We start from the raw sequence: 23,506 nt of genomic DNA, 5'->3' as shown, positions 1-23,506 counted from the left end.
CTAAGGATTTTCTGTGAGTAAGTCTCTACAAGCCATTCGTGGCATGAACGACATCCTGCCCGAGCAGACGCCGCTGTGGCGCCACTTCGAAGGCACCGTTTCACGTCTGCTGGATAACTACGGTTACCGGCAGATTCGTATGCCTATCGTCGAATTCACCGAGCTGTTCAAGCGCTCCATCGGTGAAGTGACCGATATCGTCGAGAAGGAAATGTACACCTTCGCCGATCGCAACGGCGACTCCCTGACCCTGCGTCCGGAAGGCACTGCGGCCTGTGTGCGTGCGGTCCTGGAGCACGGCATCACCGGTGGCGGTCAGGTTCAGAAACTGTGGTACATCGGGCCGATGTTTCGTCACGAGCGTCCACAGAAAGGCCGTTATCGCCAGTTTCACCAGATTGGTGTCGAGGTCTTCAATCTTGACGGTCCGGACATCGATGCCGAACTGATCGTCATGACCTGGCGCCTGTGGGGCATGCTGGGCATTCGCAATGCGGTCAAGCTTGAACTCAACAGCCTGGGCACCAGCGAAGCGCGTGCGCGTTATCGTGATGCGCTGGTCGAGTTTCTGTCGGCACGTCTTGATCAACTTGACGAAGACAGCCAGCGTCGTCTGAAAACCAATCCGCTGCGCGTGCTGGACACCAAACACCCTGAAACCCAGGCTGTGCTGGTCGATGCGCCAAAGCTGGCAGATTATCTGGATGACGAATCTCGCGTTCACTTCGAAGGCCTGAAGGCCCGTCTGGACGCAGCCGGCATTCCTTATGTCATCAACCCGAAGCTGGTTCGCGGGCTGGATTATTACAGCAAGACCGTTTTCGAGTGGGTTACCGACCAATTGGGTGCTCAGGGTACGGTCTGTGCAGGCGGTCGTTATGACGGTCTGGTCGAGCAGATGGGTGGCAAGCCGACGACCGGCGTTGGTTTCGCGATGGGTATCGAGCGTCTGGTTCTGTTGCTTGAAACCCTCGGGCAGGTCCCGGAAGAAATTGCCCGTCAGGTCGATGTTTACCTGTGCGCCTTTGGCGAAGCAGCTGAGCTGGCTGCGCTGGCTCTCACCGAAAAGGTGCGCGATCAGTTGCCGAGCCTGCGTTTGCAGGTCAACGCCGGTGCCGGCAGCTTCAAAAGCCAGTTCAAGAAAGCCGACAAGAGCGGTGCGCTGTATGCGCTGATTCTCGGTGAAGAAGAACTGGCGGCAAAGGTCATTGGCGTCAAACCCCTGCGCGGTCAGGGTGAACAACAAAATATTGCCTGGGACGCTCTGTCAGAGCACCTGGCCTCCTGCGTTGTGCAGGGTTGAAGCTGATTTAACAGCCGTTTAGCGAATAGGAGTATTGGGGTGTCGGGTACCGAAGATGAAGAGCTGGCGGTAATGAAGGACTGGTGGCAGCGTAACGGCAAACCCCTGTTGACCGGTGGTCTGCTTGCGTTGGTCGTGGTCTTGGGTTGGCAGTTCTGGCACAGGTATCAGGCCAGCCAGTCGCAAGGCGCCTCGATGCTTTATCAGCAATTGCTGGAAACCGCACTGACGCCCAGTGGCCAGGCAGACACCGCACGTGTCGCCGAGATATCCGGCAAACTGAAAAGCGAATTCGGTGGCACTACCTATGCACAGTTCGGTAGCCTGTTCGTCGCCAAGGTGGCGGTCGATGCCGGTAAGCTGGACGATGCTGCAGCCGAGCTGAAAACCGTGGCCGACAAGCCTGCCAATGACACGCTGGGCGAGATTGCCCGTCAGCGTCTGGCTCGCGTGCTGGCTGCGCAGAACAAGACTGATGACGCGCTGAAGCTGCTCGACGGCGATGCCGACAAGGCTTTCCTCGCCAGTCGTGAAGAACTCAAGGGTGACCTGCTGGTACAGCTGGGTCGTACCGACGAGGCATACGCTGCATACCAAAAGGCCAAATCCGCTCTGTCCGAAGACGCAGCAGTGGGTGGCCTGCAAATGAAGCTCGACGATCTGGCGAAAGGGGATGCGTGACGTGATTCGTTGGAAACATGCAGCATTGCTGGCTCTGGCCATTCTGGCCGCGGGTTGCAGCAGCAACAGCAAAAAGGAATTGCCTCCGGCCGAGCTGACCGACTTCAAAGAAGAAGTGGTTCTGCATAAGCAGTGGAGCCGTTCCATTGGCGACGGTCAGGGCAAGACTTACAACATGCTCGTGCCGGCCATTGATGGCGACCGCATCTATGCGGCTGACGTCACTGGCGAAGTTGTATCGCTGGATCGTCTGACCGGTGATGTGATCTGGAAGAAAGATCTCGATCTGCCGGTTTCCGGTGCAGTCGGCGTGGGCTATGGCCTGGTAATGATCGGCACCCTCAAGGGTGAAGTCATTGCCATGGACGCCACCTCCGGTGAGGAAAAGTGGCGTGCCCGCGTGACCAGCGAAGTGCTGGCCCCGCCTGCCACCAACGGTTCTGTGGTAGTGGTTCAGACTCAGGATGACCGTATTGTTGGTTTCGATGCCTCCACCGGTTCCCAGCTCTGGATTTACGAAAGCACTCCGGCGGTGCTGACCCTGCGTGGTACCGGTGCTCCACTTGCAACCAATCGTCTCGCCGTGGCGGGTCTGTCGACCGGTAAGGTCGTCGCGCTGGACATTACCAACGGCGTGCCTGTCTGGGAGCAGCGTGTTGCCATCCCGCAAGGTCGCTCGGAACTGGATCGTGTCGTGGATATCGACGGCGGCCTGTTGCTGTCCGGCGGTACACTGTACGTCGCTACCTATCAGGGTCGCGTCGCCGGTCTGGACCTGGAAAGCGGTCGTGTGCTCTGGCAGCGTGATGCCTCGAGCTACTCGGGCGTTGCCCAGGGCTTTGGCAGCGTTTACGCAACCCTGGCCTCCGGCACTGTTGAAGGTATCGACGAGCGTTCGTCCTCTGCACTGTGGAGCAACGAATCACTGGCTCGCCGCCAGCTCGGCGCGCCGGAAGTGTATTCCAGCTATGTAGCGGTCGGTGACATGGAAGGCTACCTGCACCTGTTGAGCCAGGTGGACGGTCGTTTTGTCGGTCGCGAACGTATCGACAGCGACGGCCTGCGTGCTCGTCCGCTGGTGGTTGGGGACATGATTTACGTGTATGGCAACAGCGGCAAACTGGAAGCCCTGACCATCAAGCAATAAGTGTCCATGCCCGGGGCCAATGGCCCCGGGTGCCCTTGCTTCGGCAAGGCTGCGGTGCCTTTGTGGCATCGCCCCGAACTCCGGCCGCTGCCCTGCAGCGGCTTTTGTATTTTCTGAAATAACGAAGTGGAGAGCCGCATGGTTCCCGTAATCGCCCTGGTGGGTCGACCGAACGTCGGCAAGTCCACCATGTTCAACCGCCTGACCAGGACTCGCGACGCCATTGTCGGCGATCTGTCCGGTCTTACCCGTGATCGCCAATACGGAGAGGCGAAGTGGCAAGGGCGCTCCTATATTCTGATCGACACCGGCGGTATCTCCGGTGACGAGCATGGCATGGACGAAAAGATGGCCGAGCAGTCGCTGCTGGCCATTGAAGAAGCCGATGTGGTGCTGTTTCTGGTGGACGCCCGTGCGGGCTACACCGCTGCTGATCAGATGATTGGTGAGCACCTGCGCAAGCGCAACAAGCGTTCCTACGTGGTTGCCAACAAGATCGACAACATCGACGAAAACCTGGCACGTGCCGAGTTCAGCCCGATGGGTCTGGGCGACGCCATTCCGGTGGCCGGTGCTCACGGTCGTGGCATCTCGCAGATGCTCGAAATCGCCCTGCGGGAGTTCCCCAAGGACGAAGACGAGCTGGAAGAGGGCGAGGAGGTCGAGGAAGTTGCCGAAGGTCAGGAAGCCAAGCGCATTCCTGGTCCTAGCGAAAAAGACGGCATCAAGATCGCCATCATCGGGCGTCCCAACGTCGGCAAGTCGACGCTGGTCAACCGAATGCTGGGTGAAGACCGGGTTATCGTCTATGACGAGCCAGGCACCACGCGCGACAGTATCTACATTCCCTTCGAGCGTAATGAAGAGAAGTACACGCTGATCGACACTGCCGGTGTGCGCAAGCGCGGCAAGATCCACGAGGAAGTTGAAAAGTTCTCGGTGGTCAAGACGCTGCAGGCCATCAAGGACGCCAACGTGGTGATCTTTGTCATGGACGCCCGCGAAGGTGTGGTCGACCACGACCTGAACCTGCTGGGCTTCGCCCTCGAAGCGGGGCGTGCCCTGGTCATTGCGCTGAACAAGTGGGATGGCATGACGCCGGGCGAACGTGATTTTGTGAAGATCGAACTGGAACGCCGGTTGTTCTTCGTCGACTTCGCAGACATCCACTTCATCTCTGCGATGCACGGCACGGGCGTGGGCAACCTGTATCAGTCGGTACAGAACTCGTTCAAGTCTGCCGTAACGCGCTGGCCAACCAGCCGTCTGACCCAGATTCTGGAAGATGCGGTCAGCGAGCATGCGCCACCGATGGTCGGCAGCCGCCGCATCAAGCTGCGCTACGCTCACTTGGGTGGTGCCAACCCGCCGCTGATCGTGATCCACGGTAATCAGGTCGAGAAAGTACCCAAGTCCTACGTCCGTTACCTGGAAAACACTTACCGGCGTGTGCTCAAACTGGTCGGTACGCCGATCCGTATCGAGTTCAAGGGCGGCGAGAACCCGTATGAAGGCAACAAGAACACGCTCACCGACCGTCAGGTCAACAAGAAGCGTCGGATGATGTCGCACCACAAGAAGGCCGACAAGAAGCGCCGCGACAAGCGCTGAGTCAGCATCTGGAAAAAGGCGCTTCGGCGCCTTTTTTTGTGTCCGTTTAATGGGCTATCCTGCCTGACCCCGTGCCGCCCGGTGTCGGGAGATTGCAGGGAAAGGGTTCCATGATCGACAGCAAGTTGCCCAACGTGGGCACCACTATCTTTACCGTCATGTCACAGCTGGCCGCCGAAACCGGCGCTATCAACCTGTCCCAGGGTTTTCCCGATTTTGATGGGCCGCAGGCGCTGCGCGATGCGGTCTGTCGGCATGTCACTCAAGGCCATAACCAATACTCACCGATGACCGGGCTGCCTGCGCTTCGTCAGCAGGTCGCGGCAAAGATCGCGCGCAGTTACGGGCGTGAGGTTAACCCCGACAGCGAAATCACCATTACGCCCGGTGCCACCCAAGCGATTTTCTGCGCGATTCATAGCGTTATTCGCGCTGGCGACGAAGTGATTATTTTCGACCCTTGCTATGACAGCTACGAGCCCGCTGTCGAGCTGGCCGGTGGGCGCTGCGTCCATGTGCAACTGGGGCTGGATGACTTCTCCATCGACTGGCAAAAGCTCAGCGATGCATTAAGCCCGCGTACACGCATGATTGTCATCAATAGCCCGCACAACCCGAGCGGTGCCCTGATCAGTCGTGCAGAGCTTGATCGACTGGCTGCGCTGATCGCCGATCGTGATATCTACCTGCTCAGCGATGAAGTTTATGAACACCTGGTCTTCGATGGCGCGCGCCATGTCAGCGTGCTTGATCACGAGGCATTGTATCAGCGCGCCTTCGTCGTCAGCTCGTTCGGCAAGACATATCACGTCACAGGCTGGAAAACCGGTTACGTGGTCGCGCCGCCCGCGCTGACTTCCGAACTGCGCAAGGTGCATCAGTACGTCAGTTTCTGTGGTGTCACGCCATTGCAGTATGCGCTGGCCGATTTCATGGCCGAGCACCCTGAGCATGTCGATGAGCTGCCAGGCTTCTATCAGGCCAAGCGCGACTTTTTCTGTGGTCATCTGGCTGAATCGCGTTTCAGCTTCCGGCCTGTTGGCGGTACTTATTTCCAGTTGGTCGATTATTCGCAGATACGTCCTGACCTGAATGACGTGGACATGGCGCTGTGGATGACCCGTGAACACGGTGTGGCGAGCATTCCGATTTCTGTGTTCTACCAGAGCCCTCCAGCAGGCCAGCGTCTGATCCGCCTGTGCTTCGCCAAGCAAGAGGACACATTGCGTCAGGCGGCGGAGAAACTATGCGCGATATAAGCGAACTGCCAAACCTGAACCTTGCGCTGATTCAGACCACTCTGGCATGGCATGATCGGGAGGCCAACCTGGAGCATTTCGAGCACTTGCTGGGCCAGGCGCATGGCGCTGATCTGGTGATCCTGCCTGAAATGTTCACCACCGGGTTCTCGATGGAGTCCGAGGCCCTGGCTGAGCCTGAGGCAGGTCCTACATCGACCTGGCTGTTGGCGCAGGCTAAGCGGATCAATGCGGTGGTGACTGGCAGCGTCATCATTGGCGCTGCCGATGGCAGTTATCGCAACCGTCTGCTGTGGGCTCGACCGGATGGTGAGTTGCTGCATTATGACAAGCGTCACTTGTTTCGTATGGCGGGTGAACACGAACACTACACGCCGGGCGAGCGTCAGGTGATGTTTGAGCTCAATGGGTGGCGTATTCGCCCGCTGATCTGCTACGACCTGCGCTTTCCGGTCTGGAGCCGTGACGCCGAAAGTACCGACCTGTTGCTGTACACCGCCAACTGGCCAGGCGCGCGACGTCTGCACTGGAACCGCCTGCTGCCCGCTAGGGCCATCGAAAACCTGTGCTACGTTGCCGCGGTCAATCGGGTAGGGTCGGACGGGAAGGGCTTTGCGTACACCGGTGACAGTCAGGTTCTGGATTTTCAAGGCGAGAGCCTGTTGGGCGCAGGCGAAGCGGATGGAGTGTTCAGGGCGACGTTAAGCGCGGCAGACTTACAAGCCTATCGCACACGCTTTCCAGCCGGGTTGGACGCTGACTCTTTTAATATTCAATAAAATTACTTCAGAATGTTACGAGTCGGCCGATAGTGTGTGCAGACAACCTGGAGACCGCCATGATTACCATCAATACGTCCACATTGAACAGCTATTCAAGCCCGTTGACCTTAGCGGTTAAATCTACCGACGCAGAGGCAATCAAGTCTGCAACTACCACGACTGAAACCGAGAAGACCTCTGATCAGGCCTCGACCGAAGGCGGTAAGGCCGGAGCGGCCGGTGGTGGGGGCAGCGTTGGTGGCTCCAGCAAATCGGCTCTTAATCAGACGATCGAACAGATAAAGCAGCAGATCAAGGACGCCCAGAAGCAACTGGCTCAACAGCAGGCGCAATTGGCTGCCGCTCAAAGCGGTAATGGCACAGCGGAAGAAAAGGCCCAGAAAGCCATGGCAATTCAGGGCCAGATTGCGTCCACCAGCGCTAACCTGCAGACCTTGCAGGCATCGTTGTTGCAGCTGGAGACTGAAGGTGGCGTGAATACCACTGCCTGATGTCCTGACACGGATGATGGTCGTGCCGACGCGCTGCGTCGGCATGCGGTGCTGACGTTACGGGTCTGCTCCCGGCTATGTGGTGCGCGCAGATCTGTGACGCAGAGCGTCACGACAGGCGTTCCCACGCTGGAGCGTGCGGAACGATAACCTGACTATCGTGCGACGCTCTGCGTCCGATCTTGAGTGTGCAGCTTGGCGCAGATCTGTGACGCAAAGCGTCACAGCATCCAGAGCCCTTACTCGTTCACATTCATGAACTTGCGTGCCCACTCTACGTAGTCTTCAGGCTGCGTATAGGTGTGGGTCAATTCGGTAGCGCTCATGTTCGACTCGCTGCCCAGAATCTGGCGTTGCTCGCGCAAGCAGTCGTAGGTGGCTTTGATTGCGGCAAAGTACGCAGCGTGGCCATGCACGCAGACTCTCACGCCCATCTCGGCAAGACGCGCATTGTCGTGCAGCTCAGGGTTGCCGTAAGTCACCAGCATCAGCGGTACGGTCACGCCTTCGGATATCTGCGCCAGGTGATCAAAGTCACGAATGCCGACGATGGTAATGCCGTCAGCCCCGGCAGCCTGATACTGCTGAACCCGGCTGATGGCTTCCTGAACCGGGATGATCGCCGCGTTGGTGCGAGCGAAAATCGACATCTCCGGGTCGACACGTGCCTCAAGTGCTGCGCGGATCTTGCCAACACCTTCGGCCGTGGAAATCAGGTCAGTGGATTTGCGTCCGAACTGCGCAGGCAGCAGGGTATCTTCAATCGTCAACGCCGAGATGCCGGCGCGTTCCAGTTCAACAACGGTACGCATGACGTTAAGGGCATTGCCATAACCATGGTCTGCGTCCGCGATAACCGGCAGTTGCGCAACGCGGCCGATGCGCGTGGCCTGTTCAACGAACTCGCTCAGGGTGATCAGTGCGAAGTCAGGTGCTGCCAGTACTTGCAGCGATGCGACAGAACCGCCGAGGATGCCTACTTCAAAGCCCAGATCCGCTGCGATTCGCGCTGACATGGGGTCGAATACCGAGGCGGTGTGAAAGCACGAGTTCGACGAGGTAAGCGCACGGAAACTGCGGCGCAAATCTTGATGGGAAGCCTTGGGCATAATCGCTCCAAATGTGATTGGATCAGCTCAGCGTACCGAGGCCGATAGTAATTTCAATGCACGGTGGGTCTGCCCGAGCATTCTTTTCGTCCGGAAATCAATGCAATAGTCGTCTTGGTTTTATAGGAAAGATGTAGCTGGCAGGTAAGTCCGGATGGGCATCGTCAGCATATGAATTGCTGTTGGATGTTGGCCCGTCCTGGAATAAAGGCAGCATGCTACCACAGCATAAATGAAAAAGATTATGCCGAAACAGGCAGGGTCATGCGTGGAATGCAAGAGGCTGGCGAGGAGGGGAGTCGCGCGGTCGGTTTGGGTGAGGATGGCGAACTGGCGTCCGCCATCCTGCCTGTAGACTCAGGCGGCCTTGGCTTGTGTCTGGCTCAACGAGCGGTTCAGTGCGCTGAACAGTGCCCGGAAGCTGGCGGTGGTAATGTTTTCATCAATACCCACGCCATGCACGGCACGCTCGCCATTCACGCGCAGTTCGATGTAGGCAGCGGCCTTGGCCGTGGTGCCCGAGCCAATGGCGTGCTCGTTGTAGTCCATGATCTCCACGGCAACTGGCAGACCGGCGACCAGCGCTTCCAGAGCGCCTTTGCCCTTGCCGCGCCAATGCTGGGTTTCACCGTCCACATGCACTTCGGCATCGACCGCACTGTTGCCGTTCTCCTCCTGCAACTTGTGGCTGATCAGCGCGTAAGGTGTGTTGGCTTGCAGGTATTCACGGCGCAACAGCGAATGAATCTGCTGAGCGGACATCTCCAGGCCCAGACGATCGGTTTCACCCTGAACTACCTGGCTGAACTCGATCTGCATACGGCGCGGCAGGGAAATGCCATATTCCTGCTCCAGCAGGTAAGTGATGCCGCCTTTGCCTGACTGGCTGTTGACGCGAATCACCGCCTCGTAGCTACGGCCAATGTCGGCGGGGTCAATCGGCAGGTAAGGCACTTCCCACAACTCGCCGTCCTTCTGCTGGGTGAAGCCCTTGCGGATGGCGTCCTGGTGCGAACCGGAGAACGCGGTGTGTACCAGATCGCCAACGTATGGGTGACGTGGATGAACCGGAATCTGGTTGCACTCTTCGACGACCTTACGCACACCGTCGATATCCGAGAAGTCCAGCTCCGGGTCGATGCCCTGGGTGTAGAGGTTCAATGCAACGGTGACCAGATCGACGTTGCCGGTCCGCTCGCCGTTACCGAACAGGCAGCCTTCGACGCGATCCGCACCGGCCATCAGGCCCAGCTCGGTAGCAGCGACGCCTGTACCACGGTCGTTATGGGTGTGCAGGCTGATCAGCACGCTGTCGCGGCGGGTGATGTTGCGGCCGAACCATTCGATCTGGTCAGCGTAAATGTTGGGTGTCGCCACTTCCACGGTAGCCGGGAGGTTGAGGATCACCTTGTTCTCGGGCGTCGGGTTCCACACCTCGATCACGGCATCGCAGACTTCCTTGGCAAATTCCAGCTCGGTCGCGCTGAAGGTTTCCGGCGAGTACTCGAAAGTCCACTGGGTTTCAGGCTGTTGTGCAGCGTATTTGACGAACAGCTTGGCCGCATTGACCGCGATTTCTTTCACGCCAGCCTTGTCCTGATTGAAGACAATGCGGCGGAACGACGGGCTGGTCGCGTTATACAGGTGGACGATGGCTTTCTTCGCGCCACGCAGCGATTCGAACGTGCGAGCGATCAGGTCTTCGCGAGCCTGGGTCAGCACCTGAATGGTGGTGTCATCCGGAATATGGCCGTCTTCGATCAGTGTACGCACGAAGTCGAAGTCAGTCTGCGAAGCCGATGGAAAGGATGCCTCGATTTCCTTGACGCCAACACTGACCAGGGTTTTCCAGAAGCGCAGTTTCTTGGCCGCGTCCATGGGTTCGATCAACGACTGGTTGCCGTCGCGCAGGTCAGAGCTGCACCAGATCGGCGCTGCATCGATGGTCTTCGAAGGCCAGGTGCGGTCAGGCAGATCGATGGTCGGGAATGCGCGGTACTTCTTCGATGGGTCTTTGAGCATGGTCATCAGGAAATCCTTTTGTATTCACGGGGCCGGGTTAGGATCGGCCTTCCGTTCTAAAAAGCACAGGGGTTGCGAACACAGGAGCGAGGCACAGCAATCTAGCCTGGCAGTCGGGCACTGACCAGGCTGAGGCACCGATGTTGGCGCAACAGAATAAGGGTTTGAGAGGTTTTCATGAGGCCAACCGTAACCATTGGAATGAATGATGGCAAGCACTTGAAAAAGATTGGGATAAATTCTCGAAAATACGCCGTTATCGATTTTTTATAGCGGGTTATGAGCTTTTATTTTCTGGTTATTGTTGGTCGAAAGCGATGTGCGCAAAGAACGACTGTTGTTGGCAAGCGCCTTAGCGCTTGCTGACGAACAGTGTTACGGCTGAAACGCGCCGATGAAGATTGCCGGGTCCACGCGCGCATCGTTGAGGCTGACGTTCCAGTGCATGTGCGGGCCGGTTGCGCGACCGGTAGCACCGACCTTGCCGACCACGCCGCCACGAGGGACCAGATCACCGACTTTCACATCGATTTTCGACATGTGGCAAAACATGCTGATGAAGCCTTGGCCGTGGTCAACGAATACAGTGTTGCCATTGAAAAAGTAATTACCGGTCAGGATGACCTTGCCCGCAGCCGGAGATTTGATCGGCGTGCCGGCCGGTACAGCGAAATCCAGCCCCGAATGCGGGTTGCGCTCTTCGCCGTTGAAGAACCGGCGCACGCCGAACCTGCTCGATAGCGGTCCGTTGACTGGCTTGTCCAGAATCAGGTTGCTCGGCGTTCCGGGGCTGAAGCTGCGGTAGGCGCGTAGCTGTTCAGCCAGTTCGCCCTCGATACGCTTGTTGTCTTCAGGTTTTGGGTTCACCTGACGTTTGTTCTTGAGCGTGATGTGCTGTTCCGGGTATTTCTTGCTGCCGACAGTGAAGTTCAGCGTGCGTCCGCCCGAGGTCACTTGTTGAGTGCCGGGTTTGACCGTCAACGGGATGCCGACGATGGCCAGCCATCGCGTGCCCTGTTCCTTGACCACCAGCACCGGTTTGCCTTGATAGGTGGCAGTCGGCGCCTGAGCGCCAGTGCCCAGATCAATTACGGCAACGCCACCGGGCACAGGTTTGTCGAGTGCGCGGGTGATGAAGCTGTCGGCGTGGGCGGGCAAACACAGGAGCAGGGCGAACAGCGGGGCAATAAAACGTAGCATCAGGCAGTCAGTCCAGAAGGGAAAGGGTCACAGGCGTGAGGTGATTGTCTTCGACGCGTACTTGCAGTTCGCCTTCGCCAAGCCTGGCGGTGAGTCGCTGGCCCGTTCGGGTTTGTGCGGCATTACGGATCGCATGGCCCCGCTCGTCAAGCAGAATGCTGTAGCCGCGTCCCAGTGTGGCGAGCGGGCTGACCACGTTGAGGGTCTGCACCTGACTTTGCAGTTGCAGCTTGCGTGCCTTGATCTGTTCGCGAATGGCTCGCGGCAGACGCTCGGCCAATGCATCCAGACGCTGACGCAGAAAACCCAGGGTTCGGCCCGGATGCTGTGCAGCGAGACGGCTCTGCATGTGGGCGAGACGCACCTGACGTTGGTGCATGTTCTGTTCGAAAGCGCGGCGCAGGCGCATGTCCAGGTCGTCCAGCCGTTGCGACTGCTGACGCAAGCGCTCGCCAGGATGACGCAGGCGCCGCGAAATGCCCTCAAGACGCAAGCGCTCGCGCATCAGTCGATCCTGCATACGGCTCACCAGTCGGCGGTGCAGGCTGTCTACGCGTCGATGCAGGTCACTGGAGTCCGGGGCGAGCAGTTCGGCGGCAGCGGAGGGCGTCGGCGCTCGTACGTCGGCCACGAAATCACTGATGGACACATCGGTTTCATGGCCAACGGCGCTGACAATCGGCGTCACGCAAGCATCGATGGCGCGGGCGACGGCTTCTTCGTTGAAGCACCACAGGTCCTCCAGCGATCCACCGCCACGGGCGAGTATCAGTGCATCGAAGCCTCTGCTGTCGGCCAGTTTCAGTGCGCGTACAATCTGGTTGATCGCCTCACGCCCCTGAACGGCGGTGGGGATCAATGTCAGTTCGACCCTCGGTGCGCGGCGGCGGAACACACTAATGATGTCGCGGATTACCGCGCCGGTCGGTGAGCTGATGATGCCGATACGTTGCGGATGCAACGGCAAGGCAACCTTGCGCTCGGCGCTGAACAGGCCTTCGTCGCTGAGCTTGGCTTTCAGCGCATCGAATGCCAAGCGCAAAGCGCCATCACCGGCGGGTTCGACGGTGTCGAGAATCAACTGGTAGTCGCCACGGCCTTCAAACAGCGACACCTTGCCGCGCACCTTGACCTGCAAACCGTCCTTGAGCGCCTGACGCACTCGTGCCGCGCTCTGCCGGAACAGCGCGCAACGCACTTGCGCGCCAGAGTCCTTCAGCGTGAAGTACACGTGCCCCGAAGCCGGACGCGAGAGGTTGGATATCTCGCCTTCGACCCAGATACTGCTGAACACGTCCTCCAGCAACACCCGCGCACGGCCGTTGAGCTGGCTGACAGTAAGGACTTCCCGGTCGAGGCCGAGTCTTGCGAAAGGGTCTTTGATCATGTCGGGCATCATAATGGCAATGCCGGTCTGGCGCACGGGTCCGTATCGCCACTTCGATCATGATTTCACCTTGACCAGAATCATCAGCCTATTAAGCTGCGGCCTCAAACAGCTTTAAGCGACGCTCCGTTATGAACACCCAAAGCATCATCGTCCCGCAAATTTCCACCTTTCCCGGGCACGAGGCCAGGGCGCGGCTGATTCTGCGCTGGCTGGTCAAGCTCGATGTAGTCGAGCCGGAGCTGACGACATGCGGGCGCACCTATAACAAGATGGCCTACGCCGTGGCACCCGGAGCGAGAAGGGTAGTAAAGCACCCCGATGCCTTGCCTTTCGGGCAAACAGTCAATGGTCTGGAAATCGTCACCAAGCGCTGCATCTATACCCCGTTGAATGACTTCGCCGAAGAAGCCGGTTGCCCGGAGTGTCGTCGCGAAGTGGGGGAGGCGCTGTTCGACAGCCTGGAAGACTGGATGCCCGGTCACACCGATAATTTCACCTGCCCCGAATGCCGCCATGAAGATGACATCAACGGCTTTCTTTTTCTCGACGCCTGCGGATTTTCCAACCTGGGTTTCATCTTCAATAACTGGCTGGATGCGTCGTTCACCCAGACCTTTCTGGATGACTTCGCCGAACGTCTGGATCGCCCGGTGTCCTTCGTTCATGTGCGTCTATAAACAGCCTGGATAATAGGCTGAGGTTTACATTGAGCCGACCGGGGTCTGTAGGTATAATGGCGCGCTTCCAATTTCCCGCCCGGGAGCCCCCGCGATGCTGCGTATCAGTCAAGAAGCCCTTACATTCGACGACATTCTCCTTGTGCCCGGTTATTCCGAGGTACTTCCCAACGAAGTCAGTCTGAAAACCCGTTTGACCCGTGGCATCGAGCTGAATATACCTTTGGTCTCTGCTGCAATGGATACAGTCACCGAGGCCCGTCTGGCAATTGCCATGGCCCAGGAAGGCGGTATCGGTATCATTCACAAGAACATGACCATCGAGCAGCAAGCTGCCGAAGTGCGCAAGGTCAAGAAGTTCGAGGCCGGCGTCGTTAAAGACCCGATCACGATCGAAGCCGACGCCACTGTTCGCGATCTGTTCGAACTCACCCGCATGCACAACATTTCCGGCGTACCGGTGCTGCACAATGGCGACCTGGTCGGCATCGTGACGTCCCGCGACGTACGCTTCGAAAACCGTCTTGATGTCCCTGTCCGCGAAGTGATGACGCCTAAAGAACGTCTGGTCACCGTGCGTGAAGGCGCCGACAAGAACGAAGTGCGTGAGCTGCTGCACAAGCACCGTCTGGAAAAAGTCCTGATCGTGGATGCCAATTTCGCGCTCAAGGGCATGATGACCGTCAAGGACATCGAAAAAGCCAAGGCGTACCCGCTGGCCAGTAAGGACGATCAGGCTCGCCTGCGCGTCGGCGCTGCAGTCGGTACCGGCAAGGACACCGGCGAGCGCGTCACCGCACTGGTCGCGGCTGGCGTTGACGTCGTGGTCGTCGACACCGCTCACGGTCACTCCAAAGGTGTGATCGACCGCGTTCGCTGGGTGAAGGAAAACTTCCCTCAGGTGCAGGTCATCGGCGGCAACATCGCCACTGGCGAAGCAGCCAAGGCACTGGTTGCCGCAGGCGCCGATGCAGTCAAGGTCGGTATCGGCCCTGGCTCCATCTGCACCACGCGTATCGTTGCCGGTGTCGGCGTGCCGCAGATCAGCGCCATCGCCAACGTCTCCGCTGCCCTTGAAGGCACTGGCGTGCCGATGATCGCCGACGGCGGTATCCGCTTCTCCGGTGACCTGTCCAAGGCTATCGTGGCTGGCGCCTCCTGCGTGATGATGGGCTCGATGTTCGCCGGTACTGAAGAAGCGCCAGGCGAGATCGAACTGTTCCAGGGTCGTTCCTACAAGGCCTATCGCGGCATGGGTTCGCTGGGTGCGATGTCCCAGGCGCAAGGCTCGTCCGATCGCTACTTCCAGGATTCGTCCGCAGGTGCCGAGAAACTGGTGCCGGAAGGCATCGAAGGCCGTGTGGCTTATAAAGGTCCGTTGTCGGCCATCATCCATCAGTTGATGGGCGGCCTGCGTTCCTCCATGGGTTACACCGGCAGTGCCGACATCGAGCAGATGCGCACCAAGCCCGAGTTTGTGCGCATTACCGGCGCAGGCATGGCAGAATCCCACGTCCATGACGTGCAGATCACCAAGGAAGCGCCGAACTATCGCGTTGGTTGATCCGGACTGCATCGTGGTGTGCGCCGCGATGCAGGCCAACACTTTTTATAGCCGGGGCTGTTGACGCAGCCCCGTGTCGTTTCTGTTTTTTGACGAGAATGAGTCATGGCCCTCGACATTCACGCCCACCGTATCCTGATCCTCGACTTCGGTTCCCAGTACACCCAGCTGATCGCCCGCCGCGTGCGTGAAATCGGCGTGTACTGCGAGCTGCATCCGTTTGACATGGACGACGAAGCGATTCGCGAATTCGCTCCAAAAGGCGTGATCCTCGCCGGCGGCCCCGAGTCCGTACACGAAGCCAACAGCCCACGCTGCCCGCAAGCAGTATTTGACCTGGGTGTGCCGGTGTTCGGTATCTGTTACGGCATGCAGACCATGGCCGAGCAGTTGGGCGGCAAGGTTGCTGGTTCCGAGCTGCGCGAGTTCGGCTACGCTCGCGTTGACGTAGTCGGCAAAAGCCGTCTGCTCGATGGTATCGAAGACCATATCGACGCCGACGGCCTGTTTGGCCTCGACGTATGGATGAGTCACGGTGACAAGGTCACCAAACTGCCGGAAGACTTCCACATTCTGGCCAGTACCCCGAGCTGCCCGATTGCCGGTATGGCTGATGACGCCCGCGGTTACTACGGCGTGCAGTTCCACCCGGAAGTGACCCACACCAAGCAGGGCGGTCGCATCCTGTCGCGCTTCATCCTCGACATCTGCGGCTGTGAAGCGCTGTGGACCCCGTCGAAGATTGCTGAAGACGCTATCGCTCAGGTTCGCGCCCAGGTAGGCACCGACAACGTCCTGCTGGGCCTGTCTGGCGGCGTTGACTCCTCCGTGGTCGCGGCGCTGTTGCACAAGGCCATCGGCGATCAACTGACCTGCGTATTTGTCGACAACGGCCTGCTGCGTCTGCACGAAGGCGAGCAAGTAATGGCCATGTTCGCCGAGAACATGGGCGTCAAGGTGATCCGCGCCAACGCCGAAGAGCAGTTCCTGAACAACCTGGAAGGCGAGAGCGACCCAGAGAAGAAGCGCAAGATCATCGGCCGTACCTTCATCGACGTGTTCGATGCCGAGTCCTGCAAGCTGGACAACATCAAATACCTGGCGCAAGGCACTATCTACCCGGACGTCATCGAGTCGGCTGGTGCGAAAAGCGGCAAGGCCCACGTCATCAAGTCGCACCACAACGTGGGCGGCCTGCCGGAAGAAATGAACCTCAAGCTGGTCGAGCCACTGCGCGAGCTGTTCAAGGACGAAGTCCGCCGCCTGGGCCTCGAACTCGGCCTGCCGTACGACATGGTCTACCGCCACCCATTCCCAGGCCCAGGCCTGGGCGTGCGCATCCTCGGCGAAGTGAAGAAGGAATACGCCGACCTCCTGCGTCGTGCCGACCACATCTTCATCGAAGAACTGCGCAAGGCCGACTGGTATCACAAAGTCAGCCAAGCGTTCGTGGTATTCCAGCCGGTCAAATCGGTTGGCGTCGTCGGTGACGGCCGCCGCTACGCCTGGGTCGTCGCGCTGCGCGCGGTCGAAACCATCGACTTCATGACCGCTCGTTGGGCGCACCTGCCTTATGAGCTGCTGGAGACGGTGAGTGGCCGGATCATCAACGAAATCGAAGGGATTTCGCGGGTGACGTATGACGTGTCGAGCAAGCCGCCGGCTACTATTGAGTGGGAATGATCCCGCGTCCGGCACTGCCCGGTACGGTCTAGCAAAAAATGCCCTGAAGCCCGCGTAATTGCGGGCTTTCGGCTTTTTGGGTCTGGCAAGTTCAGGCAGCGTTTTGCATCGCCAAGCATGGTTTTTTTATGGCATGGTACGGGGTACCAACTGCATCCGATGCCATGCATGACGCTTGATACCATGTCCCTTGTTTCAGGATGGGCATGGTATCGGGATAGCCAAGAGGCCCGGTTTTACTGGGGTTAAGCCCCATTCTCCCGCGCTTTTCAGAGCATGGTATTTTTTCATGGAATAAATGGAAGCCATGCTTACTGATACCAAGCTTCGAAACCTCAAGCCGCAAGACAAGCTCTACAAGGTGATTGACCGCGATGGCTTGTACGTGGCGGTCACACCGGCCGGTTCCATCTCCTTCCGCTACAACTACTCCATCAATGGCCGGCAGGAGACCATCACCTTCGGTCGTTATGGCTTGGGCGGGATCACCCTGGCAGAGGCACGTGAGCGGCTAGGGGAGGCGAAGAAGATGATCGCCGCAGGTAAGTCCCCTGCTAAGGAAAAGGCGCGTGCGAAGGCTCGTACCAAGGGCGCAGAGACCTTTGATGATTGGGCTGAAAAATGGCTGCGCGGCTATCAGATGGCGGACTCGACACGAGATATGCGCCGGTCAGTCTATGAGCGCGAATTGAAGCCGAAGTTTGGCAATCAGAAGCTGGCAGAGATAAACCACGAGGACCTGCGAGCGTTGACTGACGCGATAGTAGAGCGGGGGGCACCCGCAACTGCGGTTCACTCACGTGAGATTGTCCTGCAGGTGTTCCGATGGACCATTGAGCGTGGTCAGAAGGTTGAAAATCCAGCGGATCTAGTACGCTCTGCCAGCATCGCCAAATTCGAGCCACGGGATCGGGCGCTGACGCCTGATGAGATTGCGCAGATGTATCAGTACATGGATCGGATCGGGACAGCGACGTCCGTTCGCGCCGCAGCCAAACTCCTGCTGCTGACGATGGTGCGTAAGAGCGAGCTGACCAACGCGACGTGGAGTGAGATCAATTTCAGCGAGGCGCTATGGACGATCCCTAAAGAGCGGATGAAGCGCCGAAACCCTCATTTGGTGTTTCTGTCCCGGCAAGCTTTAGATTTCTTCATTGCGTTGAAAACCTTGGCCGGAGGTTCTGAGTACGTTCTGCCGTCACGCTACGACTCCGACTTGCCAATGAGTGCAGCCACGATCAACCAGGTACTGACGCTCACTTATCGCCTTGCGCAAAAGGAAGGGGTGCCATTAGGCAAATTCGGTCCCCACGACCTGCGACGCACGGCCAGCGCGCTGCTGCATGAGGCGGGCTACAACTCCGACTGGATCGAGAAGTGCCTCGCGCACGAACAGAAAGGTGTGCGAGCCGTTTACAACAAGGCCGAGTATCGGGATCAGCGCCGTGCGATGTTGCAGGATTGGGCAGACATGATTGACGAGTGGACGCTTAGGAAACCTCGTGTAGCGGATTGGTTCTGAGCCTCACTGGCCAAACAGAGCACACGACTTCGCGTGTGTTTGTGGCCACATACCCACTTCGGTGGGTTTTTTTCGTCCCGAAATAGGCGTTTTAGGGACACTTTTTTTCTATCGAATTTCCTTAATAAAACTGCAGATAAAACAAGGCATTGCGTAACTGTCCCTGTCCCGAAACTAGACGTTTGTCGGACAGTTAAGCTATTGATTTATAAGGGGAAAACTAGAAGATATGCTGGAAAATACCGGAAATGTGGGGCAATAATCGAACCTCGAGTGATGACGGAACGAGGTATTCGGTGTGGAAAAAGAATCGAGAAAAGAGAGCAAAGTATTGATCAGCAAGAAACAGTTGCTGGCAATGATTCCGCTATGCGAGCGCACGATCTACAACTTTGAAAAGCAGGGAAAATTCCCTCGCCGGATTGCGCTCAGTAGCCGCAAGGTCGTGTGGGATCTTTGCGAGGTCGAAGAATGGATTGATGCATGCAAGGGCAGTGGCCCGGCTCCGCGGCCAGGAATGGGAGCCTGAATTGTGGCGATTGACTTACGGGAAGCGTTCGAGAGTGAGCCTCCCACTCTAGACTTCATTTGGCCGGGATTCCTCGCTGGTACAGTAGGAGCTTTGGTAGCTCCCGGAGTTACAGGCAAAAGCTTTTGGGCTTTGGAAGCTGCAATGGCCATCGCATGCAGCGTTGCAGGCGGGGATCTTGTAGGGCTCGCCCCAGCATGTGCTGGCCGCGTCGTCTACTTCGCAGGAGAAGACCCAGAAGCCGCACTCGTGCGCCGGATTCATGCCATCGGTCGGCACCTGAATTAGCAGGCACGTGAATCCATCGCGAGGAACCTTACCCTTGAGCCAATAATGGGTAAGCGGCTGAACGTAATGGATGATCGGCATCTTGCCCGGGTCAACGAGTTTTGCGACGGTGCCCGGTTGATCGTACTGGACACACTCAGCCGGATTCACGACCGTGACGAGAATAGCAACGGTGACATGTCGCGGCTTGTCGCTACGCTTGAGCACGTTGCTGCCAACACCGGAGCATCGGTGTTGTACCTTCATCATGTCAGCAAGGGTAGCGCCCGCGAGGGGCAAACCGATCAGCAGCAGGCAGCGCGTGGTGCATCAGCTCTAATCGACAATGCCCGTTGGTGCGGCTTCGTGGCCAAGATGACCGAGGACGAAGCAAAGCGACTGAGTGACCGCATCTATGAGCGACAGCCTATTGGCAACGACAGGCGCAGTTTTTTTGTCCGTGTTGGTGTAAGCAAGCAGAACTACGATGCCACCCCGCTCGACCAGTGGTACCAACGCCAGGAAGGAGGCGTTCTTGTGCCGGTTGAACTGGCGGAAGTGAGGAAGGGGAGCCCGCTGCAATTCGCAAACGGAAGTGATGATGAGCGGTGGTAACTCCGTGGTTCCCACCAGTACTATCGCACAGGCCAGAGTGATGCTTTATCAGCCTAGCCAGCGCCCGCGTCTGCGCGAAGGTGATTGGGCTGAGACATCATTTGGGCGCTGCCGTGTAGCAGGTCGACTGGGGCAGAGACACGCGGACGTATTGGAAGCGGTCCTGTACTGCGCAGAACGTCGGCGGCCTGTCTCCGATGGTGGCGTAGAACTTCTGGTAGATCCCGCGCGAGTAAGAAAGACACTTTCCGATAGCCGCTACAGCTTCTCACAGCTCGAAAAGCTGCTGGCCGAGCTTCGGGCTGCAACGATCACAATTGAAACGACGCAATTTGATTTTCCCATCATCGGCGGGTTGATTGATCACGTTATCCCTTCCCCCATGACACGTCCCGATCCTCTGACAGGAGGAGAGCGGAACCTATGGCGGGTGCGGCTCGGAATTGCGTTGATGATGCTCCTTGAACATGATCTGAGCCTGTATTACGACCCGGCCCCAATAGCTCGCCTCCAGCACGGCATCAGTCAAGCGATAGCTCGGCACCTTTTAAGCCACAAAGTAGTACCAGCGGGCGGTTGGTATCTAGACACCGTTATCGTGGCGGTTGCCGGACAAGCCTCAAGTCAAGACATGCGAAATGCGCGAAAGAGGCTTAGGGAGGATGCTGAAGATCTACGACGAATTGGGCTTGTGCTCAATGGTGATCGTATTACAAAGGCGGTGCTCGCAACTCCTGAAGCGTTTCACACTCGCCCGATGGCGTGTCACATCCGCTCGGAAGCGTTTCGCACCCGCCCGGTGCGTGCCACACCCGCCCGGAGTTAACAGGATATTCAGGATATTCAGTCCTACGCGGCACAGCCCGCGCTTAGGCGCGGTCAGGCCTTGCACAGTCGGCCTACGGCCGTTTTAGCACCAAAAGGAAAGGGCGATTATCCGTCGAGGCGCCACAGGAGTGCCTAGACGCTTACGTGATGGTCAGTGTTGCTGATCGGCTAGAAGTTGATCAGACCGCGGCGCATGGCCAAGCAGCAATATTTGGTCAATGGGGGCTGAGACAAGTCCGTGCGTATTACTAACGGCGAAGCTCCCGTGATGAAATTTCAAGAGTAAGTTGCGCGCCGTCTGGAAGGCAAGCCCCGCCCTGGGGCGTGGGGCGTGGGACTGGTCATCGGTCACAGTTTTTCGCGGTTCTCATGTTTCGCCGCTTCCTTCGCAGCTTGGATGGCCGCTAATACTTGCTGGTTCAGGCAGGCGCTACTCTTGCTCCCCAGCATTGGTAAACGATTGATGATCTGTGCCCCGGCAAACATACGATGGGAAGCCGATAAAGCGAGCGGGCTTACCCGAAGCTGCAAGGCTGTGTAATGGTGATCCAGCTTATCGAGCTGCGGCCCATAGCCTTTGCTGCGCAGCCACCAACCGAGTGCCCACATGCCTATGGCTAACGTTGAGGCGAGTACTATGAATCCAGCAAACATAAGGACTTCTCTCATGGTTGGTTTTCCGATTGGTTGTTCGAGGTCATGCCGGGCAACTGGAGCGTTGCGAGGCGGTCGGGGGTAGGGCTGGTGTCGGAGGCGGGACGGATGACATTGGATTCCTCTTGTGTGGATTTAGCAGCTAACTCCACTTCATTAGTCGGACTCACCGAACCGTTACCCTTTGGAAGAGGTGCTGGAGATCCTGAGCCAGTATGCAAGGCGTGCGCGTTCTCCATACCCGGCACTGACATTGATGCCATTACGCCGAGCATTTTTGCTGCACCACTAGCCGCTTGCGAAAGCGTGTTATTGGAGCCGGTGGCTCCACCTTTTGGTGTCGTAGGCTGTTCCTTGTCATCATTTTCCTGCGCTGACTTTCCGGCATGTTTGACGGCCTGCTGTACGCTGCTGCTAGGTTGAGAGGGCGATGGTGATGGGGCCGTATTGGCGGTGCCGCCGCCGACCCGCGAACCAGCGGTGCTAGCCCCTTTGGCGGCAGCGCTGACGCCTGTACTGGTGCCAACGCTCGCGGATGAGGCCATGCCCCCTGTGGAAGACGCCACTTCCCCGGCCGAGCTGGCGCCGGCGAAGCTGGAGTTGATTGCACTGGCCAGACTGCCACTTGCCCCGGCCACACCTGTACCCGCCCCGGCTGCACCGAGCGTGCCGGCCGCCGCTGGAGCCGCTGCACCGGCTGTTGCGATCGTGGCCATCGCCGCAGCTGCACCAGCAGCACCGGCCACTGCCATCCCGCCTATGGCCGAGCCGCCGCCCATTGAGGTGCCGCTAATCATGCCGCCGATTACGTCAGGAATAGTTTTAGTGAGGTAACAGCAAACCAAGGCCAAACCGACCATCGTCATCAATGACGCTTCGTCATTGGTGTAAGCGGCCAACCACTGTTTTGCCGACTGTACGATCAGGCCGACAATCAGAGTGAGTACAAACAGCTTGGCACCAATCGCAACGGTGAATCGCATAGGTGCAATCGCAAAATCTCGCGTCCATTGCGAACCGCCGAAGCCGAGGAAGAGCACCGAAGCATTGATGATGACGTAAGACTCCACGAGCGTCACAAACATGAACGCAGCGATGAAGGCGAAACATGCCAGTACGAGGATCGCGCACACGGCGATCAGAAGTCCCTTGGCCGGAGAGAAAACCGAAATGCCCTTTACCATAGTCCGGCCAAAATCCAGTGCAACTGCCAGCATATCGCCGGGTTCTAATGCACGCCCGAGAACGCTCGCTGATGCCGCCGCATCTCGGAAGCTGTCGACAATGGCAGTCGACCATTCCACCGAGTAGTTTATGACTGCGAGGAAGAAACCAATTACCAGTATGAAGCGCAGCAGCTCGCCGACAATCTCGCCGAAATCAGCTTGCTTCATAACTAAGGGCATGAAAGTCCAAATGAACTGGATCGAGGCCAGCAGCCAAAACAGTCTGATCGCATAGTCATACAGCTTTCCTGACCACTGGTGCGACTGTTGCAAAACGAGGGTCGAGTAGGCCCTGGACGGATGTATCTGCCTGGGCAAGGTCAGTCGAGGCCATAGCATCCGCACTAACGAACACGCTCGCCAAGGCGAGTAAAAAAAATAGGCGACGATCCATAGCTAGTACCCTTTGACGCCGCCGCGAGTGTTCGGGCGCGCATCAAACGAGGCATCAGCGTCATGCTGTTGCCGTTGTTGCTCGGTCATCGCAGTACATGCGCTGTCGCTATGAACGACTACGGTGAAAATGGCACCGGCCATTGCGGACCCGGCGCACATCAATACGATGAGCCATCTTGAAATAGTCATTTCAGTATCCCTTCACGCCGCGGCGTGTGCTTTTGCGCGCTTCAAACTGCTGTTCGGCAGCTTCGCTAGCTGCCTTCCGGTCCCCTTCCTGAGCCAGGTAGTTGCCCTGCATGTTGATTTGCGTGGCAACGAGATCGCGCAGCTTTTGCAGTTGCTGCACGTTCTGCGATGCGATTTCGTTGCCCGCCTGAATCGCCTGCATCCTTCCAGCGGCATTTTGTGAACGAGCCATCATGCGTTCGAGCTGGGTATCTTCCGATTCAAAAGTGCTGGTGTTTATATTTGCTGCACCCAAAGCGCTTCTAAGGAAACTCTGAAAAAGACTTCCTAATTTGGCAAAATCTCCGGACACCAGTCGCCG

The 23,506-nt window shown here is 58.0% G+C and carries 19 protein-coding genes and 3 pseudogenes; 14 read left to right on the top strand and 8 right to left on the bottom strand.

Annotated features, from left to right (window positions below; all coding sequences use genetic code 11):
* The first annotated feature begins 13 nt into the window (after positions 1–13).
* The 7 genes from hisS (at position 14) to RYB66_RS21760 (ending at position 7,274) form a co-directional block, all read left to right on the top strand.
* Positions 14–1,303: a histidine--tRNA ligase gene (gene hisS, locus RYB66_RS21790; RefSeq protein ID WP_002552487.1), complete on the top strand. Its 1,290-nt coding sequence runs from the start codon at positions 14–16 to the stop codon at positions 1,301–1,303.
* Positions 1,304–1,342: 39 nt separating this feature from the next.
* On the top strand, positions 1,343–1,984 hold the full coding sequence (locus RYB66_RS21785; RefSeq protein WP_002552488.1) for a YfgM family protein: 642 nt from the start codon (positions 1,343–1,345) through the stop codon (positions 1,982–1,984).
* The gene (bamB, locus tag RYB66_RS21780; protein ID WP_004666072.1) at positions 1,977–3,131 is read left to right on the top strand and encodes an outer membrane protein assembly factor BamB; all 1,155 of its coding nucleotides are present in this window, start codon (positions 1,977–1,979) and stop codon (positions 3,129–3,131) included. Before RYB66_RS21785 ends, bamB begins: the two co-directional genes overlap by 8 nt.
* A gap of 138 nt (positions 3,132–3,269) precedes the next feature.
* Positions 3,270–4,742, top strand: coding sequence for a ribosome biogenesis GTPase Der (gene der, locus RYB66_RS21775; RefSeq protein WP_004666071.1), 1,473 nt, complete (start codon positions 3,270–3,272; stop codon positions 4,740–4,742).
* A 110-nt stretch (positions 4,743–4,852) separates the two neighbouring features.
* A complete protein-coding gene (locus RYB66_RS21770) occupies positions 4,853–6,001 on the top strand; it encodes a pyridoxal phosphate-dependent aminotransferase (RefSeq protein ID WP_005743360.1) in 1,149 nt (382 codons plus the stop codon).
* Positions 5,989–6,780: an amidohydrolase gene (locus RYB66_RS21765; protein ID WP_316895426.1), complete on the top strand. Its 792-nt coding sequence runs from the start codon at positions 5,989–5,991 to the stop codon at positions 6,778–6,780. The genes RYB66_RS21770 and RYB66_RS21765 overlap by 13 nt, the downstream gene beginning before the upstream one ends.
* A 59-nt stretch (positions 6,781–6,839) precedes the next feature.
* Positions 6,840–7,274, top strand: coding sequence for a hypothetical protein (locus tag RYB66_RS21760; protein WP_002552493.1), 435 nt, complete (start codon positions 6,840–6,842; stop codon positions 7,272–7,274).
* A 239-nt stretch (positions 7,275–7,513) separates the two neighbouring features.
* Here the strand turns inward: RYB66_RS21760 and RYB66_RS21755 are convergent, their stop codons facing one another.
* The 4 genes from RYB66_RS21755 to xseA form a co-directional block, all read right to left on the bottom strand.
* Entirely contained in the window at positions 7,514–8,383 is an 870-nt protein-coding gene (locus RYB66_RS21755) for an oxaloacetate decarboxylase (protein WP_002552494.1), read from the bottom strand.
* A 357-nt stretch (positions 8,384–8,740) separates the two neighbouring features.
* Positions 8,741–10,411, bottom strand: a complete 1,671-nt coding sequence (leuA, locus tag RYB66_RS21750; protein WP_004667426.1) for a 2-isopropylmalate synthase — start codon at positions 10,409–10,411, stop codon at positions 8,741–8,743.
* Positions 10,412–10,780: 369 nt separating this feature from the next.
* Positions 10,781–11,605 carry a peptidoglycan DD-metalloendopeptidase family protein gene (locus RYB66_RS21745; RefSeq protein ID WP_316895424.1) on the bottom strand — a complete coding sequence of 275 codons (825 nt, stop codon included), beginning with the start codon at positions 11,603–11,605 and terminating at the stop codon, positions 10,781–10,783.
* A 7-nt stretch (positions 11,606–11,612) separates the two neighbouring features.
* A complete protein-coding gene (gene xseA, locus RYB66_RS21740; protein WP_005743365.1) occupies positions 11,613–12,992 on the bottom strand; it encodes an exodeoxyribonuclease VII large subunit in 1,380 nt (459 codons plus the stop codon).
* Positions 12,993–13,123: 131 nt separating this feature from the next.
* On the opposite strand from xseA, the gene RYB66_RS21735 reads away from it, so the two are divergent.
* The 7 genes and pseudogenes from RYB66_RS21735 (at position 13,124) to RYB66_RS21705 (ending at position 20,678) form a co-directional block, all read left to right on the top strand.
* A complete protein-coding gene (locus RYB66_RS21735) occupies positions 13,124–13,672 on the top strand; it encodes a hypothetical protein (protein WP_004666066.1) in 549 nt (182 codons plus the stop codon).
* 94 nt (positions 13,673–13,766) lie between these two features.
* Positions 13,767–15,236: an IMP dehydrogenase gene (guaB, locus tag RYB66_RS21730; RefSeq protein WP_004666065.1), complete on the top strand. Its 1,470-nt coding sequence runs from the start codon at positions 13,767–13,769 to the stop codon at positions 15,234–15,236.
* Positions 15,237–15,341: 105 nt separating this feature from the next.
* Positions 15,342–16,919 carry a glutamine-hydrolyzing GMP synthase gene (gene guaA, locus RYB66_RS21725; protein WP_004656303.1) on the top strand — a complete coding sequence of 526 codons (1,578 nt, stop codon included), beginning with the start codon at positions 15,342–15,344 and terminating at the stop codon, positions 16,917–16,919.
* 307 nt (positions 16,920–17,226) lie between these two features.
* Positions 17,227–18,441, top strand: coding sequence for a tyrosine-type recombinase/integrase (locus RYB66_RS21720; protein ID WP_316895468.1), 1,215 nt, complete (start codon positions 17,227–17,229; stop codon positions 18,439–18,441).
* A 298-nt stretch (positions 18,442–18,739) separates the two neighbouring features.
* A complete protein-coding gene (locus RYB66_RS21715) occupies positions 18,740–18,970 on the top strand; it encodes a helix-turn-helix transcriptional regulator (protein ID WP_073663419.1) in 231 nt (76 codons plus the stop codon).
* Positions 18,971–18,973: 3 nt separating this feature from the next.
* Positions 18,974–19,852: pseudogene (locus tag RYB66_RS21710) on the top strand (helicase RepA family protein).
* A gap of 151 nt (positions 19,853–20,003) precedes the next feature.
* A complete protein-coding gene (locus RYB66_RS21705) occupies positions 20,004–20,678 on the top strand; it encodes an ABC transporter ATPase (protein ID WP_316895419.1) in 675 nt (224 codons plus the stop codon).
* A gap of 350 nt (positions 20,679–21,028) precedes the next feature.
* Here the strand turns inward: RYB66_RS21705 and RYB66_RS21700 are convergent, their stop codons facing one another.
* The 4 genes and pseudogenes from RYB66_RS21700 to RYB66_RS21685 all read right to left on the bottom strand — a co-directional run.
* Complete coding sequence (locus tag RYB66_RS21700) at positions 21,029–21,349, bottom strand: hypothetical protein (RefSeq protein WP_316895416.1); 321 nt, start codon at positions 21,347–21,349, stop codon at positions 21,029–21,031.
* A pseudogene (gene trbL, locus RYB66_RS21695) lies at positions 21,346–22,954 on the bottom strand (P-type conjugative transfer protein TrbL). Before trbL ends, RYB66_RS21700 begins: the two are co-directional and overlap by 4 nt.
* Positions 22,955–22,956: 2 nt before the next feature.
* Positions 22,957–23,145 (bottom strand): hypothetical protein, encoded by a 189-nt coding sequence (locus RYB66_RS21690; RefSeq protein ID WP_316895415.1) that lies wholly within the window; start codon positions 23,143–23,145, stop codon positions 22,957–22,959.
* A gap of 1 nt (position 23,146) precedes the next feature.
* Positions 23,147–23,506 (bottom strand): annotated as a pseudogene (locus tag RYB66_RS21685) (hypothetical protein); the annotation flags it as partial.

The sequence above is a fragment of the Pseudomonas syringae group sp. 243L2 genome, from assembly GCF_032587875.1.
Classification (GTDB): Bacteria; Pseudomonadota; Gammaproteobacteria; order Pseudomonadales; family Pseudomonadaceae; genus Aquipseudomonas; species Aquipseudomonas amygdali.
Note: the sequence above shows the minus strand (reverse complement) of the source record. Positions and strands in the feature narration are given on the sequence as shown.

What these genes read in the sequence shown, in the direction of transcription:
- RYB66_RS21690 (WP_316895415.1), bottom strand. Translation starts at nt 23,145, where the DNA reads ATGACTATTTCAAGATGGCTCATCGTATTGATGTGCGCCGGGTCCGCA.
- bamB (WP_004666072.1), top strand. Translation starts at nt 1,977, where the DNA reads ATGCGTGACGTGATTCGTTGGAAACATGCAGCATTGCTGGCTCTGGCC.
- RYB66_RS21765 (WP_316895426.1), top strand. Translation starts at nt 5,989, where the DNA reads ATGCGCGATATAAGCGAACTGCCAAACCTGAACCTTGCGCTGATTCAG.
- RYB66_RS21700 (WP_316895416.1), bottom strand. Translation starts at nt 21,349, where the DNA reads ATGAGAGAAGTCCTTATGTTTGCTGGATTCATAGTACTCGCCTCAACG.
- RYB66_RS21760 (WP_002552493.1), top strand. Translation starts at nt 6,840, where the DNA reads ATGATTACCATCAATACGTCCACATTGAACAGCTATTCAAGCCCGTTG.
- RYB66_RS21745 (WP_316895424.1), bottom strand. Translation starts at nt 11,605, where the DNA reads ATGCTACGTTTTATTGCCCCGCTGTTCGCCCTGCTCCTGTGTTTGCCC.
- guaA (WP_004656303.1), top strand. Translation starts at nt 15,342, where the DNA reads ATGGCCCTCGACATTCACGCCCACCGTATCCTGATCCTCGACTTCGGT.
- der (WP_004666071.1), top strand. Translation starts at nt 3,270, where the DNA reads ATGGTTCCCGTAATCGCCCTGGTGGGTCGACCGAACGTCGGCAAGTCC.
- RYB66_RS21720 (WP_316895468.1), top strand. Translation starts at nt 17,227, where the DNA reads ATGCTTACTGATACCAAGCTTCGAAACCTCAAGCCGCAAGACAAGCTC.
- RYB66_RS21755 (WP_002552494.1), bottom strand. Translation starts at nt 8,383, where the DNA reads ATGCCCAAGGCTTCCCATCAAGATTTGCGCCGCAGTTTCCGTGCGCTT.
- RYB66_RS21735 (WP_004666066.1), top strand. Translation starts at nt 13,124, where the DNA reads ATGAACACCCAAAGCATCATCGTCCCGCAAATTTCCACCTTTCCCGGG.
- xseA (WP_005743365.1), bottom strand. Translation starts at nt 12,992, where the DNA reads ATGATCAAAGACCCTTTCGCAAGACTCGGCCTCGACCGGGAAGTCCTT.
- RYB66_RS21770 (WP_005743360.1), top strand. Translation starts at nt 4,853, where the DNA reads ATGATCGACAGCAAGTTGCCCAACGTGGGCACCACTATCTTTACCGTC.
- guaB (WP_004666065.1), top strand. Translation starts at nt 13,767, where the DNA reads ATGCTGCGTATCAGTCAAGAAGCCCTTACATTCGACGACATTCTCCTT.
- leuA (WP_004667426.1), bottom strand. Translation starts at nt 10,411, where the DNA reads ATGACCATGCTCAAAGACCCATCGAAGAAGTACCGCGCATTCCCGACC.